Source organism: Arthrobacter sp. 05T444, from assembly GCF_056395905.1.
Genome location: NZ_JBFTKK010000024.1, coordinates 58,559 through 67,949 on the forward strand (window position 1 = coordinate 58,559; position 9,391 = coordinate 67,949).

8 protein-coding genes are annotated in these 9,391 nt (G+C 63.0%); 7 read left to right on the forward strand and 1 reads right to left on the reverse strand.

Annotation, left to right across the window (positions count from 1 at the left end; translation table 11 throughout):
- The first annotated feature begins 107 nt into the window (after positions 1-107).
- The 6 genes from AC1DD3_RS18855 to AC1DD3_RS18880 all read left to right on the forward strand — a co-directional run bounded on the left by AC1DD3_RS18855 (position 108) and on the right by AC1DD3_RS18880 (position 7,518).
- Entirely contained in the window at positions 108-1,070 is a 963-nt protein-coding gene (locus AC1DD3_RS18855; protein WP_476882257.1) for an ABC transporter substrate-binding protein, read from the forward strand.
- A 73-nt stretch (positions 1,071-1,143) separates the two neighbouring features.
- Positions 1,144-2,676 (forward strand): sugar ABC transporter ATP-binding protein, encoded by a 1,533-nt coding sequence (locus AC1DD3_RS18860; protein ID WP_476882258.1) that lies wholly within the window; start codon positions 1,144-1,146, stop codon positions 2,674-2,676.
- Complete coding sequence (locus AC1DD3_RS18865) at positions 2,669-3,715, forward strand: ABC transporter permease subunit (RefSeq protein ID WP_390246971.1); 1,047 nt, start codon at positions 2,669-2,671, stop codon at positions 3,713-3,715. The genes AC1DD3_RS18860 and AC1DD3_RS18865 overlap by 8 nt, the downstream gene beginning before the upstream one ends.
- Positions 3,716-3,832: 117 nt before the next feature.
- Positions 3,833-5,182, forward strand: a complete 1,350-nt coding sequence (locus AC1DD3_RS18870; protein WP_476882259.1) for a hypothetical protein — start codon at positions 3,833-3,835, stop codon at positions 5,180-5,182.
- A gap of 246 nt (positions 5,183-5,428) precedes the next feature.
- Positions 5,429-6,418, forward strand: a complete 990-nt coding sequence (locus AC1DD3_RS18875) for a carbohydrate kinase family protein (protein ID WP_476882260.1) — start codon at positions 5,429-5,431, stop codon at positions 6,416-6,418.
- A 92-nt stretch (positions 6,419-6,510) separates the two neighbouring features.
- A complete protein-coding gene (locus AC1DD3_RS18880) occupies positions 6,511-7,518 on the forward strand; it encodes a LacI family DNA-binding transcriptional regulator (RefSeq protein ID WP_476882263.1) in 1,008 nt (335 codons plus the stop codon).
- A gap of 467 nt (positions 7,519-7,985) precedes the next feature.
- Here AC1DD3_RS18880 and AC1DD3_RS18885 read toward each other — a convergent pair whose 3' ends face one another.
- A complete protein-coding gene (locus AC1DD3_RS18885; RefSeq protein WP_476882261.1) occupies positions 7,986-8,678 on the reverse strand; it encodes a GntR family transcriptional regulator in 693 nt (230 codons plus the stop codon).
- A gap of 138 nt (positions 8,679-8,816) precedes the next feature.
- Between AC1DD3_RS18885 and AC1DD3_RS18890 the strand changes: the two genes are divergently transcribed.
- Positions 8,817-9,391: L-lactate permease (locus AC1DD3_RS18890; RefSeq protein WP_476882262.1), on the forward strand; the 575-nt coding region annotated here is incomplete at its 3' end.

Below are 9,391 nucleotides of genomic sequence, written 5' to 3' on the forward strand. Positions count from 1 at the left end.
CGAAAGATCCCGGCCCCAAAAGAGAGCCGGCACAACACCTACCAATTATTTCACCGACCTGACCGGCCACGACGGCCGGCAGGTTCCGGTTCAAAGGAGATCCGACAATGAATCAACTCGCCAAGAAATCCGCAATCTTCGCCGCCAGCGCAGCACTGGCCGCGCTCAGCCTGACGGCCTGCAGCTCCGGCGACGCGCAGCCCGCTGCCAATAAGCCGAAGAAAATCGAGAAAATCGGGCTCATGGTCCAGGACATGTCCAACCCCTTCTTTTCGGCCATGGACAAGGGAGCCAAGGAAGCCGCCGCGAAGATCGGAGCGACGTCCAATACCCAGGACGCACAGCTTGACCTGGCTAACCAGAATTCCCAGATCGACACCTTCATTCAACAAGGCATGAACCTGATCGTCATCAGCGCCGTGGATGAAAGCGGCATCCAGCCGGCGATTGAACGGGCGAAGCAGGCCGGAATCATCGTCATCGCCGTGGACACCCCGGCCAAGAGCGCCGATGCAGTGGTGATGACCAACGCCGTCCAGGCCGGCGAAAAATCCTGCCAGTACCTGTTCGAGCAGATGGGCGGCAAGGGCAACGTTCTCATGGTGGACGGAACCCCGCTCCAGACGATCCGGGACCGGATCACCGGCTGCAAGAACGTCGTGAAGAAATTCTCCAACATCAAGGTTGTCGGTCAGCAGGCCTCAAAGAACGACCGTGCCTCCGGACTTGCCGTGACCACCGACATGCTCACCGCCACCCCGGATGTTCAGGGAATCTTCGGCATGAACGACCCTTCGGCCCTCGGCGCTGTGCTGGCGGTCCAGCAGGCCCACAAGGCCGGCACCGTTAAGGTCACCGGCGTGGACGGAAGCCCGGAGTCCGTGGCCGAACTCAAGCAGGCCGGATCGCCCTTCATCGGGACCGCTACGCAGAACCCCGCCGAGATGGTCCGCAAGGCCGTCGAGGTCGCCCAGAACATCATCGACAACAAGCCCCCGACGGAGACCACGATCCTGATTCCGAGTGAACTGGTGACCCGGGACACCGTTAGCCAATACAAGGGCTGGTAACGCTCCACCATCCTGTGTGGGGCCGCTGAACTCCCGCAGCCGCCCCACACAGCCGGACCGAAAATAGGCCACCATGACCACAACACCCTCCCCCCAGCCGCTGCTACAGCTCGAAGGCATCACCAAACGCTTTGCCGCCACGCTGGCGCTGAACAAAGTCCAATTCGACCTCCGTGCCGGTGAAGTCCACGCCCTGATGGGCGAGAACGGCGCCGGAAAATCCACCCTGATGAAGGTCCTGGCCGGGAACGTTGCCCGCGATTCGGGCCGCATCCTGATGGACGGCAACGAAGTCGACATCCGCACCCCGCAGGAGGCCGTGTCCCATGGCATCGCCATCATCCACCAGGAGCTGAACACCGTTCCGGCGATGACAGTAGCGGAAAACCTGGCCCTCGGACGTGAACCGGTAACCCGGTTCGGAGCACTGGACCGGCGCGCCATGATCTCCCAAGCCCGGGAAAAGCTCGCCCGGGTCGGCGCACGGGTCGACCCCCGCCGAGAGCTCGGCGAGCTCAGCATCGGCATGCAACAGATGGTTGAAATCGCCCGGGCCGTCAGCGAGAACGCCAGAATCCTCGTCCTCGATGAGCCAACGGCGGCTCTCTCACGCACCGAAACCCTCCACCTTTTCGCGATCATCAACGAACTGCGCGCCTCCGGAGTCGGCCTCGTCTACATCTCTCACCGCATGGAGGAAGTCTGGGAACTTGCCGACCGGGTCACCGTCTTCCGCGACGGGACATACGTCGGCACCCGGGAAAAGAACGAGATCAGCCCGCCCGACGTCGTACGGATGATGGTCGGACGCAACCTCGATGACCTATACCACCACGACCGGCACAGCCCAGGAGACGTCATGCTGGACGTCAAGGAGCTCACCGACGGAGCCGGCATCGGGCCGGTCAGTTTCCACGTACGCTCAGGCGAAGTGGTCGCTCTTTCCGGGCTGATCGGGGCCGGGCGCACCGAAACTGCACGGATGATCTTCGGTGCGGACCGGTCCCGCGGCGGAACGGTCACCGTCCAGGGCAAGGCGGCATCGGCGTCGAGCCCTGCCCAGGCGATCGCCCGGGGAATCGCCATGGTTCCCGAGGACCGCAAAGACCAGGCATTGTTCGTGTCCCATACCGTGGAGGACAACATCGCCGTCAGCTCCCTGGGCAGCCACGTCAACGCCGGGGTGCTCCAGCGGACCAAAATCCGGACTGCGGTGAAAAAGCAGATGGAACGCCTCCATCTGCGGCAGAACGCGCTGCGCCTGCCGGTCAGCGCACTTTCGGGCGGCAACCAACAAAAAGCGGTCCTGGCCCGCTGGCTGATGCGCAAATCCGACGTGCTCATACTCGACGAGCCCACTAGAGGTGTGGACATCGGAGCGAAGAGCGAAATCTACGAAGTCATCAATGACCTGGCCAGGGCCGGCAAAGCAATCCTGGTCATCTCATCGGATCTCCCCGAAGCGATCGGCATCAGCGACCGGCTCCTCGTGATGCGCTCCGGCCGGATCGTCCACGAACTAAACTCCCGCACCGCCAGCGAAGAGGACGTTATGTCCCACGCGACCGGTACTGCAGCACAGACAAACGGAGAATTCCATGACTAACAAGGCCCTCAACCCACAGGACGCCGACGTCCGGCCAGAAGCAGCACCGCCGCCCCGTCGCGGCTTCGACTTCGCGTACTGGTGGGACCGCGTCGGCATCCTCGTCGTCCTGGTCGCACTCGTGGCGCTGATGGTAGTCATCGCGCCAAATTTCGCGAGTGTCAACAACCTGCTCAACATCGCCCGGTCCATCTCGATCAACGCGATTCTCGCCGCCGGAATGACATTCGTCATTCTCGCCGCCGGCATCGACCTCTCCGTCGGCTCCATCCTGGCCGTCGCGGGCGTCGCATCGGTCATGACCGGCATTGCCGGACTGCCTGCACCCGTCGCGATCCTGGTCGGCGTCCTCACCGGGGCCGCCGCCGGACTGATCAACGGCATGCTCAGCGCCTACCTGTCATTGGCCGCCTTCATCGTCACCCTCGGCACCATGACATTCCTGCGCGGCGCGGCGTACACCATGACCGACGGGCAGCCCATCGTCTCCAACACCCTCAATTTCCGGGATGTCGGCAACGGGTACATGGCCGGGATACCGGTCCCCGTGGTGATCATGGTCATCGTCTACATCGTGGCCTGGTTCGTCCTGGAGCGCACACGCTACGGCCGGCACGTATACGCCGTTGGCGGCAACGCCGAGGCGGCCAGACTCGCCGGCATCAACGTCAAGCGCGTCCTCACCTCCGTCTACGTCATCGCCGGGGCCTGCGCCGGGCTCGCAGGCGTCATCTTCTCCGCCCGGGTAGTCTCGGCCCAGCCCACGGCCGGCACCGGCTACGAGCTCGATGCCATTGCCGCAGTCGTCCTGGGCGGCACCAGTCTTGTCGGCGGACGAGGCCGGATCTACGGCACCCTGATCGGTTCGGTCATTCTCGGCGTCCTGAGCACAGGCCTGATCCTGATGAACGTCCAGTTCTTCACCCAGCTGCTGATCAAGGGCCTCGTCATCATCCTGGCAGTGGCCATCGACAGCCTGAAACAGCGCACGCTCCGCATGCCGTGGTCCCGGGCCATCGCCGCCCAGACACCGGCATAAACCTACTCCCCACGCAGCAGAACAGCTACCCCTGCCCAGCCCGCCACCAAACCCGGCTTTTACGGGAGCAAGGTGGGGCAGGCAGCCCGCACCCCAAATCAACCGAGAGGAACGCCCGTGGCTTTGCCCACCATCGTCCTGAAGGACACCCTTCCCGGCCGCCGGACCAACGAACCTGTGACCTTCACCGTCGACTCTGAACTGCAGGAGGACCTCTGGACGGCGACCACCAACACCGGAGAAACCCTCACCTGCCAGCGACTGCGCGCCAACCCTGTGCCCGGCAAGACAAGCTTCATCACGGTCGCGACCTTTGAGGGAAGCGTCGAACTCACGCTGACCGGGCCGGCAACTCGACACGTTGAGGGAATCACGGAACGGGAACCCGTTGAACCCGACGCCTTTGTCCGCCTCGACACCGGATACTTTGACCTTGAAATGTGTTCAGGGACGGCCGAGGGCACGGGCTCTTCCAAATGGGGCCTGCGCCACTTCGCAACCCTGAAGGAAGGCATTGATCTGCTGCCCTCGGGCAACAACGCCATCGGCGGCTTCTACGGGCCCTTCTTCACACCCGAGAATGGCCTCATCAACCCGCCGGAGCACACCACCGTCGACATCGAAATCATTGAACGAGGCCCGGTCCTGCACCACTACCGGATGAACGGCACCATCCCGGACGGCTTGCTCGATGAACTCAAAGGCAAGACATTTTCCATCGACTGGAAATTCACCCACGGCACCCCGTACTTCACGCGCAGCTACCGTGTGGACGACTTCCAGACCGTCATCAACGGGCGCTCAATAACCAACAAAATCACCGTCGGCGATGAATTTGAGGCCGGCCAGGGCGACGTCGTCTTCGACCGCTTCCAAGCATACGGCGGCACCCGATACCGCGCCGGGGACCCTTACGCGGCCGAACTCGCAAAAATGGTCGACGAAACCATCGTCACCTCAACCTCAAACACCGCAAAATTCGAGGAATTCCGCCGCCAACTCAGCGGCAATATTGAAGCCGCCCACTGGGACCTCTACTGGCGCCTCTTCAGCAGTTGGGAAGGCGCCTTGGACAACAATGAGATCCGCAAGCGCCTCGCCCGGGTCCGGGCAGACTCACACGTGCTCGCGGATCTGCCCGACCGCCAGTGGGCCATCACCGAAGCGCCCGTCGACGTCTCAGCCCTGCCTCACGAAACCATCTTCCCGGGACCAGCATCTAAGACCGCAGAATTCCACTCGGAACTCGACAGAGCCATGATCTGGTGGACGTCTGCACCGTCTGGAGCCTTCCAGATTGTCCAGCGCCGCCAATCCGGCTGGGTCAACTGGGGAACCAACGGCGAGAACGAGTGCCCCGAACTCCCGGTAGGCGTCCAGATTAAGACCGCTTACGGCATGTTCACCGACAGCTGGGAGCACGTGGCCGACCAATTAGAGACTGCACCCACGGCCCACCGGGCATGAATCGTCAAGGCATGGTACCCGTTTCTCAAGACGAAATGGGCTCCTCGCCAGCGGGGGGGGGGGGGGAGACCCCCAGGACTCCTGTGCGCCCGCGGCTGTATCGCCACCCTCGGCCCTTGGCAACCCGCCAGCGCGACGACACATTGGCCGACACCAGCAATGCACGAATGGCAATAGGGGAACTGACCACGGAAGATGACGAATCCTCCCGCCAGCACGGGCCGCCCCATCCTGAAAGGAACCACAATGCCGCCCACTCCACTCCATGCCCGCCAACTGACCGTCATCGGCGAATCACTCGTGGACATCATCAGTAACCCATACGAAGCGGGAACCGAGGCCCTCACACGCCCGGGCGGAAGCCCCCTAAACGTTGCGATCGGCTGTGCACGCCTGGGCATGACGACCAACTTGGTTACGCATTACGCGGAGGACCGATACGGGCGGATGGTTGAGGACCACCTGATCTCCAATGGGGTAGCCGCCCTCGTCGGCGGGTCTGCCCCGACGAGCGTTGCTATGGCCACGCTCGACCGTGCTGGAGCCGCCCGCTATAGCTTTGACATCAGCTGGGACCTCGACGGCGACTCCCTTCCAGCACTGTCAGCAGTCGAGAGCTCCCACCATGTCCACACTGGTTCGATCGCCACTGTCCTCACTCCGGGCTGCGACACTGCCTACACGCTCGTAGAAGCTGCCCGCAGACATGCCACGATCAGCTACGACCCGAACTGCCGACCCGCGATCAGCGGGGATGCTGACCACACCCGCCGGGACGTCGAGCGTTTCGTCGCGGCGAGCGATCTCGTCAAGGCCAGCGACGAGGACCTGGAATGGCTGTACCCGTACAGGACGCTTGATCAGACCGTGGAGGCATGGCTTGAGCTGGGACCAGCCATGGTGGCCATCACCTGCGGCGCAGTCGGTCCGGCCATAGCCACCGGCCAGACGGTGGTACGGTTGCCGGCCCGGAAGGTTGAGGTGGCTGATACCGTCGGGGCCGGCGATTCCTTCATGGCCGGACTGCTTGCTTGGCTGGACATGAGGAACCTTCTCGGCGCCGACGCCCGGAACAAATTGAGGGATCTTTCTCCCCAAGAACTTCGGAACCTGCTTGACTACGCCAACAGGGCCGCGGCCATCACCTGCTCCAGGCCCGGCGCCGATCCCCCCTGGGCACAGGAGCTGAGCAGCGAAGCATTCATGGGCCCGTCAAATTACAAGTACGTACGGTGAACCAGACGGCAGCGCCAATGGCCGACGCAAATGAAAGCATTGACCGCGGCGCAAAGGCCTATTCCGGGGCGGGGGGAACAGCCAGGCCAACGATGCGGGATGTGGCTGCCTTGGCTGGTGTGGGCATCAAAACCGTTTCCCGCGTCATCAATGATGAGCCCGGTGTTTCCGATGCAACCCGCCAGAAAGTGCTGGAGGCCGCGCAGCGGCTGCACTACCAGCTGGACATGGCAGCCCGGAGCCTGCGGCGGGCGGGCCGGGAGACACTATCCATCGGTCTGCTGCTTCCCAGCGTTGCTAACCCGTTTCATGGACAGATCCACCGGGCTCTGGCGGATGTCCTTGCAACCCACGGCATAGCGGTCCTGTCGGCAAGCCTGGATGATGACGCTGCACGGGAAGAGGCGCTGGTCACTGCGTTTCTTCGGAGGCGCGTGGATGGGCTGGTTCTGACCCCGATCGCCAAGAGCCAGGGGTACCTGGTGCCGGAAAATTCCAGGGACCTTCCGATGGTCTTCATCGACAGGGAACCAGTCGGTGTCGACGCCGATGCAGTGGTAAGCGATAACGCTGTGGGCGCGGCCAGGGCCGCCGCACACCTCATTTCCCAAGGGCACACCAGGCTCGCATATCTGGGGGGCCGCACCGATATCCAGACGGCCCGGGAGCGACGGCGCGGGTTTGTCGAGGAGCTGGGACGCGCAGGTATTTCCACCGGCACCGTTCCTTTCCTGGAAGGACTTCGTGGAGGGGAATCCGCCCGGACCACTGCCAGAGAACTCCTGACCGGCGATGACCCGCCGACTGCCATTTTCTCTGCACAGATTCTGGTCACCTTCGGTGTCATGCAGGCTTTGAAGGAGCTGGGGCTGAGCAAGGCTGTGGCCCTGGTCGGGTTCGGCGACTTCACCCTCTCGGACATGTTGGACCCCGGCATAACGGTTGTCGCCCAGCACCCCGAGCACATCGGCCGAGTCGCCGCAAAACGCATTCTGGCCCGGCTCAACGGAGACCGGCAGGAACCGCGGACCCACATTGTTCCCAGCGAGCTGGTCCTCAGAGGATCAGGGGAAATTCCGCCGCCCCGCCTTGACCGGTGAGCGTACGGCGCCACCTCCGACGACGGGCAGGCTTCGAGGCCGCCGAGAACCGCTAGAGCACGACTTCAAATGACGGCGTATCGGGTTGACGTAATCACTCCTGTCAGCGGCGTTTCCGGATGCCCCGCCTGTCATCCTCGCCTACTTGAGACCCTAACGGAGGCAAACTCGGTGTCACGCACAGCCCCGCTTGCAGGCACTCCCCAGCTTGTTTTCAAACGCTGGTGGAGAATGAAGCCGTGAATGGGGGTAGCAATCGGACATCAGGGGACGCTGAACTTCGGAGCTATGTGGGAACATCGCGGCCCAATGCAACAATCGACAGCCTGATAGTCACAGCGGAACTGCTAGGACTTCGTGCCGCTAAAGACGTCCACGACCGCCGGATGGTCGGCGCTCTTCACCTTATTCGAACCAAGCTGCTTCCGGCAGCCGCGACCCCGTCGGCGTAGGGGTTGCGAGGCTCTCTACTCCGCCACCAGGTCGGACGGCAACTGGGCTTCGGGTCCCGCCTCGCCGCCCATAGCAGCGACCAGCCGTTCACGGGCGCGCCCAAGATGGACGTCGAGCAGCCGGGCGGCTTCGTCACCGCGGCCTTCCTCGATTAGTTCCAGGAGCCTCTGGTGCTCGGCTTGGATCAGGGCTGTGTCCAGAAGGTGCAGTGACTGCACCCGGGACATGCACAGGCGGACTTCCCCCACCAATGACAGGTACATCTTGCTGATGCGTTCATTTCCGACGGCGTCGATCAGGCTAGTGTGGAACCGCATGTCCGGCTCCACGACGTCCAAGGGCGCACCAGTATTCAACGCAGCTATGTCGTTGTTGGCCTGCACAGCGGCCGCCGGCACCGTCCGGGTGGATGCCAGCCTGCGGAGCACTTCACTCTCCATGTAGGCCCGGGCGATATAAATGTCGCGGACGGATTCCGGCCCCAGGTCGGCAACTCGCGCGGTCTTGTGCACGCCCCGGACCAGCAGTCCCTCGGCTACAAGCTTCTCGATGGCAGCTTTGGCAGTGGGCCTGGCTACCTCGTAAGAGGAGGCGATGTCGGTCTCGGTGAGGGCCTGGGAAGACCCGAGGTCCCCTGCAAAAATCCGGACCCTGAGGTCCGAGGCGATCGCCTCTACGATCGACACAGCTGCAATACGGCCGGACACTGGACTCCGTTTCTGGGCGAACCCTTTTTCTTAATCTTGCCAGACAATAAGATCTTGTGGCCTTGACTGGCATGTGTACTTGTTAGACAATCGTTGGGCGCTCACACCGATGTGACGCCTCACACAATCTGGAGACTCATGTTTCAGCAGATCCTCGACCCCATCGCCGGATCCCTCTTGCTCTCGGCCCTGTGCGCGGCCCTTCCCCTGGTCCTTCTCTTCGTCGCGTTGGGCGTCTTTCGGGTCAAGGCAGCCAAGGCGGCCGCAGCCAGCCTGGTCCTGTCCCTGCTCCTCGCCGTCCTCGGCTGGCGCATGCCCCTCGACCAAGCGCTAAGCGCAACCGCCGCGGGAATCTTCTACGGCCTCTTCCCCATTCTGTGGATCCTGGTGAACGCCCTGTGGATCTACAAGCTCACCGTGGCCACGCCCTGGTTCGAAGTCCTCGGCCGGACCATCCGGTCCATTTCCAACGACCTGCGCATCCTCTCCATCCTGATTGCGTTTTGCTTCGGCGCCTTGCTTGAATCCCTTGCCGGATTCGGCGCACCCGTGGCTATTTCCGCTGCGATGCTGATGGCCGCCGGCATGAAACCGCTCAAGTCCGCCGTTGTCTCGCTCCTTGCCAACACAGCCCCGGTGGCCTTCGGTGCCATGGCTGCTCCCATCATTGCCCTGAACGGGGTCACCGGCCTGCCCTTGCACGATCTGTCCTC